The organism is Bacillus thuringiensis (assembly GCF_001455345.1).
Lineage (GTDB): Bacteria > Bacillota > Bacilli > Bacillales > Bacillaceae_G > Bacillus_A > Bacillus_A thuringiensis_N.
In genome coordinates, this window is the sequence record NZ_CP013274.1 from 1,606,271 (window position 1) to 1,620,174 (window position 13,904).

Genomic DNA, 13,904 nt, shown 5'->3' on the forward strand with positions numbered 1-13,904 from the left:
GAGGAACAACAATGTTAGATGAAATCTCCTCCAAAGAAAAAGCTGCCATCCTTATTCGTACATTAGAAGAAGGGGTGGCAGCAAAAGTCATTGAATATATGACGGCTGAGGAAAAAGAAGTATTACTTCGTGAAATCGCGAAGTTTCGTGTATATAAACCGGAAACGTTAGAAAATGTACTAGGGGAGTTCTTGTATGAATTAAATGTAAAAGAATTAAACCTAGTGACTCCGGATAAAGAATATATTCGTCGCATATTTAAAAATATGCCAGAAGACGAACTAGAAAAATTATTGGAAGATCTTTGGTATAACAAAGATAATCCGTTTGAATTCTTAAATTCACTTACAGATTTAGAACCGCTTCTTACTGTACTTAATGATGAATCGCCACAAACGATTGCGATTATCGCTTCTTATATTAAACCGCAGCTTGCTTCTCAATTAATTGAGAGATTACCAGATCATAAGCGAGTAGAAACGGTAATGGGGATTGCGAAGCTAGAGCAAGTTGATGGTGAATTAATAAATCAAATTGGTGATTTATTAAAATCAAAATTAAATAATATGGCATTTAATGCAATTAATAAAACGGATGGCTTGAAAACAATAGTAAACATTTTAAATAATGTTTCACGAGGTGTTGAAAAAACAGTCTTTCAAAAGCTGGATGAAATGGATTATGAGTTATCTGAGAAAATTAAAGAAAACATGTTTGTATTTGAAGACTTACTCGGACTTGAAGATCTTGCACTTCGTCGTGTATTAGAAGAAATTACAGATAACGGTGTTATTGCGAAAGCACTTAAAATTGCAAAAGAAGAAATTAAAGAGAAATTATTTACATGTATGTCTTCAAACCGTAAAGAGATGATTCTAGAAGAATTAGATGGCTTAGGACCGCTTAAGATGACGGATGCTGAAAAGGCACAGCAAACGATTACAGGCACAGTGAAAAAGCTAGAGAAGGAAGGAAGAATTATCGTTCAAAGAGGTGAAGATGATGTCCTTATTTAAAAACAGAATTCCGAAGAATTCTGTTTCTTTTTCTGAAGAAACGTATGAATTACAATTTCCAAAACCAATACCAGTTCAAGTAGAAGAAGAAATACAGGTGGACCATGAAGAGCTTCTTGCACAGCAACAATCATTACATACTGAACTGAATCAACTAAGGCAAGAGCAGCAAATGTTAGAACGAGAGCGTCAGCAGTTATTACATGATCAAGAACAATTTCAAATGCATGTTCAGCAGCAAATGAAAGAGATAGAATCGGCACATATACAGTTTCAAAAAGGGCAACAAGAAACAGCATATGAATGGACAGAATTATTATGGGATCAGTCTTTTCAACTAGCAGAAAAAATTGTGAATCAAGCAGTAGATGCTAGATTGCTTGATGTGTTACCTATTTTAACTGGCATCGTTCAAACGTTGCCTACTTCGTTTGAAAAGTTAGTCATTACCGTACATCCCGAAACATTTGAACGTATTCAAGAAGAGAAGGAAAATACGAAAGAATATTGGTTGCTACAATTAGTAGAATGGAAATATGATTTCTCCTTACAGTTCGGTGAATTTGTTCTAGAAGAAGAGAAAGAGTTCTTTGAATTTAAATTTGCACCTATATTCGCGAAACTTCGCCAGAAATGGGAAGAAGAGAAGTTGTTTGAGGAGCAAAATGTATGAATCGACTGTTAATGAATGAAAACCAAAAGTGGAATACATTTATTGAAACACCGTTTTATACGAAAGTCGGTAAAGTTCATAGTGTGCAAGAGCAGTTTTTCGTAGCGAAAGGACCAAAGGCGAAAATCGGTGATGTTTGCCTCGTTGGAGAACATAGCGTCTTATGTGAAGTAATTGCAATTGAAAAAGAAAACAATATGTTACTCCCATTTGAACAGACAGAAAAAGTATGTTACGGAGATTCAGTTACATTAATTGCAGAAGATGTTGTTATACCTCGTGGTAATCATTTGCTCGGAAAAGTGTTAAGCGCAAATGGTGAAGTGTTAAATGAGAACGCTGAAAACATGCCATTGCAAAAAATAAAGTTAGATGCTCCGCCTATTCATGCATTTGAACGTGAAGAGATTACTGACGTATTTGAAACGGGAATTAAATCTATTGATTCTATGCTAACAATTGGTATCGGTCAAAAGATTGGTATTTTTGCTGGATCAGGTGTTGGTAAATCTACTTTACTCGGAATGATTGCTAAAAATGCAAAAGCTGATATAAACGTTATTAGTTTAGTGGGAGAGCGTGGCCGAGAAGTAAAGGACTTTATTCGAAAAGAATTGGGCGAGGAAGGTATGAAGAAAAGCGTCGTTGTTGTAGCGACGTCAGATGAAAGTCATCTTATGCAACTTCGTGCAGCTAAGCTTGCAACATCTATTGCTGAATATTTCCGAGACCAAGGCAATAACGTACTACTTATGATGGACTCTGTTACTCGTTTTGCTGATGCACGTAGAAGTGTTGATATTGCCGTTAAAGAGTTGCCAATCGGTGGTAAAACACTCTTAATGGAAAGTTATATGAAGAAGCTGTTAGAGCGCTCAGGGAAAACGCAAAAGGGATCTATAACAGGTATATATACTGTACTCGTTGATGGGGATGATTTAAACGGACCTGTACCAGATTTAGCACGTGGTATTTTAGATGGGCATATTGTATTAAAGCGTGAACTTGCAACGCTCAGTCATTACCCCGCCATTTCAGTGTTAGATTCAGTAAGTAGGATTATGGAAGAGATCGTGTCATCTAACCATTGGAAACTTGCAAATGAAATGAGAAAAATCTTATCTGTTTATAAAGAAAATGAATTGTATTTTAAATTAGGGACGATTCAAGAAAATGCAGAGAATGCTTATATTTTTGAATGTAAAAACAAAGTAGAAGGTATAAATACGTTTTTAAAACAAGGTCGATCTGATCGTTTCCAATTTGATGATATTGTTGAAGCGATGCACCATATCGTATAAGACCTCTGCCCAAGAGGTCTTATTTTTTTGTTTTTTAATATTTCACAGATTTTTTTGGAAAAAAACTATATAATAGAAAAAGAGAGCGTTATAATAGGAAGGGGCTATGAAAACAGGTGGATAAGCAGCAGTACGACACGATAAAATTGCAAATAAATCAAGAAAAAGAACAGATTTTGAAAGAAGTGTATGAATTAACAGCTGAAAAAAGAAAAATAGAACAAAAAAAAGAATATGATTTATATGTAGTAAAATCGCGTAGTAAAGTCGTACAAACTGGGCAACGTATAATGGCAGGTATGCTTTCCTCACATACGTTTTCACCTGAAAGAATAGAAGAATGGAATCGGAAAATTAAAAAAACGGAAGATTTTATTCGAAAAAATGAAAGCCTTTTAGAACAAGTAAAAGAAAAAGAACGTGTCATTGATGAGATGTATCAAGAAGATTGTAAAAAGCTTGCGAAAGTACGAGAAAAGCAGGAAGAAAAGATGCTTCTTGATTTGAAAATGTGTATGAATGGATGAGGTGAATATAGTGATACAGTCTGTATTACCGGTGCAACAAAGTTTACCTCCGCAAAAAGAAAAAGGGCTAGAAGTACAATCAAAAAGTGAAGATTCTTCATTCGATCGTACGATGAGAATGGAAAATAAAAAGCAGCCGAAAACGGAGAAAATGAAACAAGAAGAAGCACCAAAAGAAGAAAAAAAAGAATATATTCTTTCTAAACAAGCAGTAACGAAAGAAGAGCCAATTGTAAAGAAAGAAGAAAAAAAAGAGACAGAACAGTTGTTATTAGCTGTATCTGAGCAAATGGTTGCAATTGAACAATTACGTGTGCAGCCAGAATTGTTATATCAATACATACAAAAAATACAAGAGCTGTATAAAGAATATGGAAATATAAAACTTAACGAATTACCTGCAGCTGAATTACAACAGTTACAAGAGCTTCTTTCCAATATGAATATCAAAAATGCTATATGTTTAGAAGATACAATGCAAACGGTGTTAGATAAAGTGACGATGCCAGAGCAAACGATGCAAGTATTGAAAGTGGTAGAAACAGAAACTTGTAATATTGCAAAGAAACAAGAAGAGTCCAAAGAATTAGATGGAGATCTTCCGAAAGCTGAGAGCGATGATGTAAAGATAGAGTTGCCAGAAGGTGATGTATTCAACGATTCAAGTTCTGCGGGTGCGGAGTTATTAAATAAAGCAACGAGTACCGACCAAGTAGGAAAATCCAATAGTGGCGCTGAGAAAGTTTCATTGCCTGACTTAGGAAAGAAAATGGAAGCACAAGTAGAAGCACTGCAAAAGTTTGTAGTGAAACAAGAACGTGTTTTGTTCCAGTTAAATCCAGAAAAACTTGGTACATTAACAGTGTTTATGAAAAAACATGGAGATCAAATTGATGTTCACGTAGAAATGGAAAAACATGATGCGAAAAAACGTGTTGAAATCATTTTCGATGAATTGAGACTAAAGTTAAAGGAAAAAGAAATCAATATTCAAATTAGCTATTCAGATAAAGATGAAAACCGTAAAGAACAGCGAGAACAAGAGCAAAGACAAAAACAAAAATTAGCAAGTACGAAACATGAAAAACAACATGCAAAAGAATTTGCGGGATTATTGGAGGAATAAAGTGTGCCAACAGTTGGATTAAATACAACGAGTACAAATCATATTCCGTTACAAGCAGGAGCACAAACAAAAAACGCATCTGTTACTGGTGCACAGTCGACAGCTCAACAAGCAAACGGAGTATCAGCAAGTACTCAAAAAACACCCGGTATTATGGATAAAGATGATTTCCTGAAACTTTTCTTAGCAAGCTTTCAACATCAAGACCCGTTTAATGCGATGGATATGAACCAAATGATGAACCAAACAGCACAGCTATCGCTTATGGAGCAAGTACAGAATATGACGAAAGCGGTAGATAAACTGCAATCAACGATGTATTCGACAGCTCTTGATGGAGGGATGAAGTTTTTAGGAAAGTACGTTAGAGGTGTAAGCAATAATGGAAAGCAAGTGACTGGTCAAGTGGAAACAGTTCGACTTGCTGAAAATAACGATGTGCAACTTATTGTTGATAATCAAGTTGTCTCACTTCGTTTCATAGAAAGGGTTTCTGATAAACCAATAACAGAAACTAATCCGGAAGATGAGAAGAAAGATGATATAGAAAAAAATGAAGAGGTTAAGCCAGATTAATAAAAGGAGTGTACAAAGGTTATGATTAAAGCGTTATATACAAGTATTACAGGGATGAATGCAGCACAAAATGCATTAAGTGTTACTTCAAATAATATAGCAAATGCACAAACAGTTGGATATAAAAAGCAAAAGGCTATTTTTGATGATTTGCTATATAATAATACGGTTGGTTCACGTGGTGATGGTGCCTATGCTGGTACGAATCCAAAGAGTATTGGTAACGGTGTAAAGTTCAGTGGGACATCTACAGATTTTAGTGATGGTTCTATTACTTTAACTAGTGATAAGATGGAGACAGCGATAGAAGGAAATGGTTTGTTTTTAGTTGGTGATCGTAATGCTGGAAATGTAGAGTATACGAGAAAAGGGTCTTTTAGTGTATCGAAAGATAGCTATGTTACAAATACAGGTGGACAGTATGTACTGGGTTATGGTGTGAAAACAGGAACACAAGAAATAGATTTTTCTTCACGACCAAGCCCAATTCATATTCCGATGGGATCAGCTGTTGGTGGGATTCAAACAGATAAAGCGACAATAGGGGGAAACCTTCCTAGAAACCAAAATGAATTATCTCACGAATTCACAGTTTTTGATGCGGAAGGAAACTCATTAACGTTACGTGTAAATATTAAGCAAAAGACTGAATCAGAGATGGTAGATGGTAAAGAAGTTAAAAAACCGAAGGCAGGTGAATATACATATTCAGTTTCTGTAAGAAATGATTCTAAAAACGAAAAAGAATTTAAGCCTATTGAAGGCATGCCGGACGATAAACCCCTTATATTTGATACATTAGGAAATTTAAAGCAAACAGATGAACCTGTACAAAAGGATCCAGTAACTGGTGAAATTACTAATGGTGGATCTATTAAAATTCCTTTTGGTAGTGGTCTAACACTTGATTTAAGTGGATTAACAAATTATCCGACAGGGAAAACTATTTCTACCACAGAAGTAACGGGGCGCCCAGCTGCAATTGCAAATGACTATTCTATTTCTGACGGTGGTTTCGTTATGATGAAATATTCAGATGGTAGTATGAAAGTTGTAGGACAACTAGCTGTAGCTACATTCCCGAATTCAGGTGGATTAATGAAAACAGGAAATGGAAATTACGTTGCGACACCATCAGCGGGTATTCCAGGAATAGGTGTTGCTGGTGAGAATGGTGCAGGGAATGTACGAGGGTCAGCAAAAGAAAGTTCAAACGTAGATTTATCTGTAGAATTTGTTGATTTAATGCTTTATCAACGTGGATTCCAAGGAAATGCGAAAGTAATTAAAGTGTCAGATGAAGTATTAAATGAAGTTGTAAACTTAATTCGATAATATATCATAAAGTAAAATTGTAATGTAGTAGAAAGGGTTTTTTATTCGTATGACGACAAGACAAGAGCGAATTTTACAATTGCCTTTTTTCGAAAATAAACGTGAACTTGCTGAGCAAGTGTTAAAAATGGAACGAGAAGAGCATATATATTTACCTGATCAATTTGAAATTAAGCAAGTACCTCCATATTCATTTGGCGAGAAGCAATCAATCATTGGCCGTATTCATGAGTTTTATTTCGTAAGTGTTGGTAGCGAAGGAGAATGGAAGTATCAACTGTTTAAGGACGAGATGAAATGCCGTGAGTTCTTTATTACACTATCAGGGATAACGGATCAGCAGATTGCATTTTGGTTCAATAACATCGAGTTATTGAAAAGCTCTTAAAAAGCTTTTAAAAGCCTTTTCTAGGTTTTGAGAGAGGATCTGGCGGTATGTGGTAGCGGTCAGTGCCTATTTGGGTGCTCGACCGATGTGTAAGGACAGAGATATGGAGAGCTACTAGAGTAGTTTGAGAAGTTGTAAGTGAAGTGTAGTTGCAAAAATGGATCTATGGAAGGTTACTGGGATGGTTAATCGTTTTATAGCAAACCAGTGCCTTTCAATAGTATGTGACGATAGATTTCTATAAAAGGAGAGGTGAGGAGGATGGCGCAAAATAAGTATCGCGTTACATTCATTTCGCCAAGTGAGGTTGAGCAGCGGACTGTAATGGCGGCGAGTAGTTTGCCAGATTTAATTCGTAAAGTAGAGAGTATTATTGCAGATCCGAACGGTTATTTTGTAAATGATAAAAAAAATAATTGCTATTTTAAAGTGATTAAAGAAAATGTTACGTTTATTCAATATGAGTTACTGTTTTCGGATAAGGAAATTCATATTGAAAAATTAAAACATATAGCACCAGCTATATTGAAACAATTATTTAAAAAAATAAATGATCCAGAATTATATGCACTTGCGCTACTTGATGTTGATATAGCGACGAAAGAATATGTGCTAGAAGAAATGGATTCGGAGCTAAGAATAAGGGTAGAAACGGAGCTTTCGAAAAAGTGGGAAGCAATGCCGACAGAAATTGTAGGAGCACAAGAAGTGTTATTAGAGGCACTTGCTTCGTTTATACAAGATTAATTGTCTTTTTAAATAAATGAATCGTCCAACTATCTATATTTTTTATATAGATAGTTGACTTTTTCTCTTTTATAAAGCTTAATAATTAGATATACGGAATTAATGGAAGGGGAGCGACACCTTTATGTCACAAGCACAAAGTATTTTATTAGAAAGCGGAACAAATGAATTAGAGATTGTTACATATACTGTTGGTGAAAACCTGTTTAGTATTAATGTAATGAAAGTACGTGAAATCATTAATCCATTCCCTGTTACAACTGTGCCAGAATCTCATCATGCAGTTGAAGGTGTTGTTCAAGTACGTGGTGAAATTTTACCAGTTATTAACTTAGCGACAGCTCTTAATTTAAAATCGACAAAGCCACTTGATCAAACGAAATTTATTATCTCTGAATTAAACCAAATGAAAGTTATTTTCCGTGTTGATGAAGTGCATCGTATTCAACGTATTTCTTGGGAACAAATTGATGAACCAGCTTCATTGTCTATGGGACTAGAAGAAACGACATCTGGTATTGTAAAGCTAGATGGGCAAATCATTTTGCTATTAGATTATGAAAAAATTGTATGTGAAATTAGTGGTACTGGTTATGACAATAAATCACTTGCAGGGTTAGAACAGAAAACAGATCGAGCTGAAAAAGTGATTTATATTGCAGAGGATTCAGCAATGCTTCGCCAAATATTAGAAGAAACATTATCATCAGCTGGATATACGAAAATGAATTTCTTCAGCAATGGTGCAGAAGCGTTAGCACAAATTGAAAAATTAGCGAAAGAGCAAGGGGAAAAAATGTTTGAACATATTCACTTGCTAATTACTGATATTGAAATGCCGAAAATGGACGGACACCATTTAACGAAAGTGGTTAAAGATAGTGAAGTAATGAATCGTTTACCGGTCATTATTTTCTCTTCATTAATTACAAATGAATTATTCCATAAAGGCGAAGCTGTAGGGGCAAATGCTCAAGTAAGTAAGCCAGATATTCAAGAGCTAATTGGTTTAGTTGATAAGTTAGTGCTGTAAAAAACGTTTTGAAAAGCTTTTTTTAGCTGGAATAGAAGCTCTAACCATGCGTAGAGCGGTCAGTGCCAAATAGAGCCCTATGCGATGTGAGACCAGATATATGGAGTGGTTTTAGGTCAGTAGAAGAAAAGAGCCTTTAATTGAGGGTTTGAAGAACTGATATACAACTCTATTTTTTTAGTAGGGAGGAGGGAACTAGCCACGTATAAGTAGTACTGGCTAGTTCCTTTTTTGCATTCAATACTCTACTGTACAGGTAGAAAGATTAAACGTTTCTGGAGTGTTTGTGGCTGTATGAATAGTCTCTACTTCGATATTTTCAATTCGTTTAATGAATAAATAGCGGGCTTGTTTATTTGAAAATATAAGAGAGCGTATTTTTGGAATATGCTAGTAAGGTTGCGTAGTAACGCAAACTTTTTCGGTGAAAATACATTCGAAATACCATATAATATAATTAATATGTAATTATACATATTAATTAAAAATAATTTTTCTATTTCTATACTTTCTATACATTTTTGTATGTTTAATATTTGACAGATAATTTCGAAATGTTATAATATGGATATGAAAAAATGCTATTTTCTGAGAAGACATGGGAGTCAGATGAGAATTGTGAAAGGATGAGGGGGAGTGACACAGATTATGTATCACCACACAGCAATCAATGTATTAAGTCTTTTACAAAACATGTCAAATAATAAAATGAACGATATGCAACTAGAAGCGGAATTTAAAAAAATAGAAAAACAATTCCAAGTAAAATATGAAGAACTAGTTGATTTATATAATAGAATGGTATTATTTCAAATAGATATAGAAAAACATGGTGGGATGCGAGCATATGAAAAATCAGCGATTACATGGCTGAAGTCTGAGCTAGAGTTACTGTATGAAGTGTATCAATTTTCCCAACGTCACGGTTTAAACATTATTAATATTTCAAAATACGTTAGTAAAAAAGAACTAAATCTTTTTCAAAAAACAGAAAGTCAATTGCAAAATACGTATTACAAATTAAAAAAATGTGAAATACCGTTTGAAAATATTGAAAAACAAAAACCAGGACGAAAGCGAAAATATACGCCTGTAAAAGAACCAATTGTTGAAATGAAAAAAGAAAACAAACAAGAATTAAGAAATGAAGTTCCAAATACAGAGACCGAAAAAAATCTTGTAACAGTTATATCTGGTATTGTTGATAATTTCGAAACGATTAGTCAGTGTAGTGAAAGAAAAGAGTATGAACTACATCAGTTCATGGATGGAATCTATAAGCTTTCTAGCATGGCTGCAGAGCGTTCAAAAGATGAAAAGAACGCACGTGGTCTCGAAGGCGAATTGCATGTATTACGAGCTGAAAATGAAAGGATCAAGCGAGAAAAGGAAGAGCTTGTTCATGATATAAAAGAAATGACGCATCATTTAATTCATTTCATTACGAGCTCGGATATCGATCAAATTCGCACATTGCCTTTCTTCGTAAAAGAATGTAAACAAGATTTGCATAAATTAGGGCTATATAACGCACAAGACGGTAAAATGAAAATTATGGTCGATCGTAGTGGGCAGGTTATGACTGTAACGCAGTAATAAAATTTGGGTACAAAACAAAAGGGAGATACATAGTTTATATGTATTTCCCTTTTGTTTTGTATGGAATCGTTCCAAAGAAGGAAGATGATTTTTTAAGATTGTAGTAACTTGGAAACCATTTGCGGTATTTGATTAGCTTGTGAAACCATACTAAGCGCAACTTCGGTTAACAATTTAAACTTTAAAAAATCACTCATCTCCTGCGCCATATCCGCATCTTCAATTCGAGATGCAGCATCTGTTAGGGCCATACTTTGGCTATTTAAATTTTCAATATTAAACTGTAAACGCTTCATCATAGCCCCAAGATCAGCACGATGAAGTGATACATTTTGTAAAGCCTCTTCAATTTTACGAATGGCAGCTCTTGCTTCTTGTTCTGTTGAAATCTTGATGTCATGTTGTGTAGGGGAAGGGGAGATATGTTTCGTTACATTTACTGTATGACCAATATCATCTAACGTAACAGGCCGGTTTTGTCCGTCAAATACGGATAAATCATTAAACTCAGTCGTCTCGCCGATATAGCCAATTTGCTCTGTTAAAGACTGAAACTCTTTATTTAACGAATCACGGTTTTTATTTGAATTTGTACCATTTGCAGATTGAACAGCTAAATCACGCATACGCTGCAAAATATTCATCACAGTTTGAAGAGCAGCTTCTGCTGTACGTAGCATTGATATTGCATCCTCATTATTACGAATCGCCACACGCATACCACTCGCTCGTGCATGCATACGAGTCACAATTGCAACATTAGCTGGATTATCAGAAGCATGGTTTAACTTCTTACCAGTCGCCAAATGCTCCATCGCAACATTCATACGTTTTTCATTCTCATATAGTGATTGCCTAGCATTCATACTCAAAACGTTCGTACCAATACGCATAATAGACACTCCTTATAGATTGATATAGTTAGTGTTCTAAAGATAATAAAAGGTCATGAAAAGATTAAAAGGCGTATGCTCATTTGCTATTTGCGTTTTAACATAAGAGGGGGCAAGATAAGCAATGACAGATTCTCCTCTAAGCGGATACTCTCTTCCATCAAAAAAAGGAAGGTTTTATAAAAAATAAACCTCTCCGCAAGCAGAGAGGTTTATTCATGAAACTAACTCAAATGGTTTATTGTAATAATTTAGAAACCATTTGTGGAGTTTGGTTTGCTTGAGAAAGCATGCTAATACCAGCTTCGTTCAAGATTTTGAACTTAGTCATTTCAGACATTTCTTTCGCCATGTCAGCGTCTTCGATTTGAGAAGCAGCTGAAGCCATAGAAGAAGATTGGCTCTTCAGGTTGTTTACGTTAAAGTCTAAACGGTTTAATGTAGCACCTAAAGTTGCACGGTTGTCAGCAACTTTTGTAAGAGCAGCATCAATTGCAGCGATTGCAGCTAATGCATCAGATTTATCAGCGTCAGCTGCTGGTGCTGCTGCTGTAGCTGTAGGAAGTTTAACTTTTGATAAAGCATCTTGAATCGCATCTACACCGGCATCTGCAGGATTAGCTTGTCCTGTTTTGAAACCTTTTAGAGCGTCTTCAAGTGTTTTAACATCTTCTGGAGTCATGCTAGCTTTGAAATTATCAAGAGAGCTTTGAATTGCATCGATATCAGCTTTTGATGAAGTTTCTGTAAGGGCTGCAATTTTGTCTGTAACTGAATCAAGATCTTTTTGATCAACTGTAGCACCAGGAGTAACTGGTTTATCAGCAGCATCAGCTTTACCGATAGCAATATCTTTAATATTTAATTTTTCAAGTGTAACAGCTTTTAAATCGATAGTGATTTGTTGTTCGCCTTTACTTGAATCTAGCGTTTGGATTTTAACTTCGCTGTCCTCGTTTAATAAGTTTTTGTCATTGAATTGTGTATTTTCTGCAATGTAAGTAATTTGTTTTTGTAATTGAGCAAATTCTTTTTGTAATGCAGATTTGTTTTCATTAGTGTTCGTACCATTTGCAGATTGGTTGGCGATGTCACGCATACGAAGTAAGATGTTAGATACTGAGTTCATTGCTGAGTCAGCTGTACGGATTAAAGACATACCGTTTTGCGTGTTATCAGCAGCAACACCTAATCCGCTTTCACGTGCACGCATACGAGTTGCGATTGCAAGACCTGCTGCATCGTCAGAAGCATTGTTGATACGTTTACCGCTTGATAAACGGTCCATAGAATTGCTCATTTTTGCTTGGTTTTGGCGCATGTACTCTTGCGTACGCATGCTATTAATGTTTGTATTAATTCTCATGATTAAGAACCCCCATTTTTTTATATTGACTTTTCTGCAAATTGAAAAACGGTAATATGCGAAAAAATCAATTTCGAGATTTATTGTAATCCCTGTCATAGCGGGTGTCAACTAAAAATTCGAATTAATAAATATAAAAAAATAACAGTTTAACAATATATTCATTTTTTTATTACAATATTATTAAAAGGATTATTGCAAACTTTAAAAAAAAACTCTAATATTAGATTATCTTTGTTTACCGAAAAGGTGATATTATGTTAGTTGGAAATATAGTAAAAGAAGTGCTTGCATATAAGAAAGGACAAATTCAGCAAAAGCTAAGTAGTCCACAAGCATTCGTTAGTAGTCGTTTTCAAGAGAAGTTGCAGAGTGAACCTGCGAAGGAGACGAAGGGTACTACGCAGCCGGTAAGTGTAGAGAATATGAGTCAGCCGGTACAATCTACGAAAATAGAAACGGTCGTAAATAAACCGGAACAATCTATTAATAACGTAGAGGAAGCGAGTAAGCCTGAAACGAAGAACGTAGATGAAGTGCAAGTCGCACAAAAAGAGTTTGAACGACGTTTCCCAGAAACGAAAAATGAGGCTGCTGATACGTGGGGATTAACGAAGAAGTATAATATTCAAAAAATACGTTCTTCTAATGAAGGGAAGTATGAGGATATTATAGATCGCACTAGTCGTACATACGGAATTCCGAAAACGTTAATTCAAAAAATGATTGAAGTAGAATCTGATTTTAATCCGAAAACGGTGTCACATGCAGGTGCGAAGGGTCTTATGCAGCTTATGCCAGCGAATGTGAAAGAGATGGGTATAAAAAATCCATTTTCACCAGCTGAAAGTATTGAAGGCGGCGTGAAAGAGTTAAGCGGTTATTTAAAGAAAAATAACGGCGATCTCGTATTAGCGCTTGCATCTTATAATGCAGGTCCTGGTAATGTGAGAAAGTACGGAGGCGTACCACCATTTAAAGAAACGCAAGGATATATTAAAAAAATATTAAATATCGACGTTTCAAAATAAGAAGTTTCATATATAGAGAGAACATGAAATTTTCGTGAACATGATATGGGAGTTGGCTAGATTTGAAATTACAAGATGATATTCCGTTAACAATTTATTTTGAAATCGGAAATACGAAAAAGAAAATTGAAGATTTGCTTCATATTACGAAAGGTACATTGTATCGTCTTGAAAATTCAACGAAAAATACGGTGCGTCTTATGCTTGAGAACGAAGAGATTGGAACCGGAAAGATTTTGACGAAAAACGGGAAGATGTACGTTGAAATCGTTGAATTGAAAAGGTAGGGAAGG

The 13,904-nt window shown here is 35.2% G+C and carries 15 protein-coding genes; 13 read left to right on the plus strand and 2 right to left on the minus strand.

What is annotated here, in order from left to right; genetic code table 11:
• Positions 1 to 11: 11 nt before the first annotated feature.
• From ATN06_RS08580 to ATN06_RS08630, 11 genes are all read left to right on the plus strand, one after another.
• The gene (locus ATN06_RS08580) at positions 12 to 1,016 is read left to right on the plus strand and encodes a flagellar motor switch protein FliG (protein WP_000883361.1); all 1,005 of its coding nucleotides are present in this window, start codon (positions 12 to 14) and stop codon (positions 1,014 to 1,016) included.
• A complete protein-coding gene (locus ATN06_RS08585) occupies positions 1,003 to 1,689 on the plus strand; it encodes a FliH/SctL family protein (RefSeq protein WP_060630284.1) in 687 nt (228 codons plus the stop codon). The genes ATN06_RS08580 and ATN06_RS08585 overlap by 14 nt, the downstream gene beginning before the upstream one ends.
• Entirely contained in the window at positions 1,686 to 2,990 is a 1,305-nt protein-coding gene (gene fliI / locus ATN06_RS08590) for a flagellar protein export ATPase FliI (protein WP_060630285.1), read from the plus strand. Before ATN06_RS08585 ends, fliI begins: the two co-directional genes overlap by 4 nt.
• 116 nt (positions 2,991 to 3,106) lie before the next feature.
• Positions 3,107 to 3,517: a hypothetical protein gene (locus ATN06_RS08595; RefSeq protein WP_000360874.1), complete on the plus strand. Its 411-nt coding sequence runs from the start codon at positions 3,107 to 3,109 to the stop codon at positions 3,515 to 3,517.
• 10 nt (positions 3,518 to 3,527) lie between these two features.
• A complete protein-coding gene (locus tag ATN06_RS08600; RefSeq protein WP_060633109.1) occupies positions 3,528 to 4,643 on the plus strand; it encodes a flagellar hook-length control protein FliK in 1,116 nt (371 codons plus the stop codon).
• 3 nt (positions 4,644 to 4,646) lie between these two features.
• Positions 4,647 to 5,219 (plus strand): flagellar hook assembly protein FlgD, encoded by a 573-nt coding sequence (locus ATN06_RS08605; RefSeq protein ID WP_001143481.1) that lies wholly within the window; start codon positions 4,647 to 4,649, stop codon positions 5,217 to 5,219.
• Between the two features lie 21 nt (positions 5,220 to 5,240).
• Positions 5,241 to 6,554, plus strand: coding sequence for a flagellar hook protein FlgE (gene flgE / locus ATN06_RS08610; protein WP_060630286.1), 1,314 nt, complete (start codon positions 5,241 to 5,243; stop codon positions 6,552 to 6,554).
• A 49-nt stretch (positions 6,555 to 6,603) separates the two neighbouring features.
• The gene (locus tag ATN06_RS08615; RefSeq protein WP_000213336.1) at positions 6,604 to 6,942 is read left to right on the plus strand and encodes a DUF3964 family protein; all 339 of its coding nucleotides are present in this window, start codon (positions 6,604 to 6,606) and stop codon (positions 6,940 to 6,942) included.
• 261 nt (positions 6,943 to 7,203) lie between these two features.
• Positions 7,204 to 7,689, plus strand: coding sequence for a hypothetical protein (locus tag ATN06_RS08620; protein WP_000068318.1), 486 nt, complete (start codon positions 7,204 to 7,206; stop codon positions 7,687 to 7,689).
• A 124-nt stretch (positions 7,690 to 7,813) separates the two neighbouring features.
• Positions 7,814 to 8,722: a chemotaxis protein gene (locus ATN06_RS08625; protein ID WP_000075958.1), complete on the plus strand. Its 909-nt coding sequence runs from the start codon at positions 7,814 to 7,816 to the stop codon at positions 8,720 to 8,722.
• A gap of 648 nt (positions 8,723 to 9,370) precedes the next feature.
• Entirely contained in the window at positions 9,371 to 10,318 is a 948-nt protein-coding gene (locus ATN06_RS08630) for a DNA-binding domain-containing protein (protein WP_060630287.1), read from the plus strand.
• Positions 10,319 to 10,413: 95 nt separating this feature from the next.
• On the opposite strand, the gene ATN06_RS08635 is transcribed toward ATN06_RS08630, so the two are convergent.
• Positions 10,414 to 11,214, minus strand: a complete 801-nt coding sequence (locus tag ATN06_RS08635) for a flagellin N-terminal helical domain-containing protein (RefSeq protein WP_060630288.1) — start codon at positions 11,212 to 11,214, stop codon at positions 10,414 to 10,416.
• Between the two features lie 238 nt (positions 11,215 to 11,452).
• Positions 11,453 to 12,580 carry a flagellin N-terminal helical domain-containing protein gene (locus ATN06_RS08640; protein WP_060630289.1) on the minus strand — a complete coding sequence of 376 codons (1,128 nt, stop codon included), beginning with the start codon at positions 12,578 to 12,580 and terminating at the stop codon, positions 11,453 to 11,455.
• A gap of 257 nt (positions 12,581 to 12,837) precedes the next feature.
• Here ATN06_RS08640 and ATN06_RS08645 point away from each other — a divergent pair, with 257 nt between their 5' ends.
• Positions 12,838 to 13,611, plus strand: coding sequence for a lytic transglycosylase domain-containing protein (locus tag ATN06_RS08645; RefSeq protein WP_060630290.1), 774 nt, complete (start codon positions 12,838 to 12,840; stop codon positions 13,609 to 13,611).
• Positions 13,612 to 13,673: 62 nt separating this feature from the next.
• Positions 13,674 to 13,898 (plus strand): flagellar motor switch protein FliN, encoded by a 225-nt coding sequence (locus ATN06_RS08650; RefSeq protein ID WP_000775712.1) that lies wholly within the window; start codon positions 13,674 to 13,676, stop codon positions 13,896 to 13,898.
• Positions 13,899 to 13,904 lie beyond the last annotated feature (6 nt).